The organism is Pseudomonas fluorescens (genome assembly GCF_902497875.1).
GTDB classification, from domain to species: Bacteria; Pseudomonadota; Gammaproteobacteria; order Pseudomonadales; family Pseudomonadaceae; genus Aquipseudomonas; species Aquipseudomonas fluorescens_BR.
Genome location: NZ_CABVHY010000162.1, coordinates 1 through 818, shown reverse-complemented (window position 1 = coordinate 818; position 818 = coordinate 1). Strand labels below are relative to the sequence as shown.

Below are 818 nucleotides of genomic sequence, written 5' to 3'. Positions count from 1 at the left end.
CGGCAGCTCCTTGTATCTCGACTATCGCTCCGCCAGGAGCGATAGTTCTCGACTGATCATCGAGGGAGGGATCTGGAAGCCGTGCAGCTCCTTAGGCCTAGAGCCTGCGACGTAGATCGTGCTCCAACCCTCCACACTCACTCGTATAGTTCGAACGGTATCTTGGGCCCGTCTCTGGCGAGAGCCCGCATTCGCAAGGTTGGACAGAGTGCAGTGATGATCACAATTGATCCAATTGGAGACGATCATGTCCGATTATGTTGGCGTCGACGCCGCTAAACACACCTTTGACATCGCCAAATACCTGCCTAACGGCAAACATAAAACCAAAGCCAAGCTGGCCAATGCAATCAAGGGGTTCGAGGAGTTCCACGCCTGGCTGCAGAAGCATGTCGAGCCTTCAGCCTTGATCGTGATGGAGGCCACCGGCATCTACCATGAAGCGCTGGCCGAGTTCTTGTACAACAAGGGCTATCGGGTCTGCGTCGTCAATCCTGCACAGACCAAGGCCCATGCCAAGAGTGATTTGCAACGGGTCAAAACAGACAAGACCGACGCTAAGTTGATCGCCGATTTCGCCAAGGAAAAGCATGAAAAGCTAAGGCTGTGGGAGCCGGAGCCGCTGAAGTATCGACAGGTGAAGGCCATGGTTCGTCGCCTGAATGACCTTCAGGAAATGCTGCAGATGGAACGTAATCGTCTGGATGTGTCCGACGACAGCGTCAAGATTTCGATCAAATCCGTAATCAGCCACATCGAGAAAGAGATTGCCGAAACCAAAAAGGCTCTCAAGAAACACATTGATGACGACCCGGACA

General features: G+C 53.2%; 1 protein-coding gene. It reads left to right on the top strand.

What is annotated here, in order from left to right:
* Nucleotides 1-247 precede the first annotated feature (247 nt).
* On the top strand, nucleotides 248-818 hold a 571-nt coding region (locus tag F8N85_RS34435; protein WP_150807695.1), incomplete at its 3' end, for an IS110 family transposase.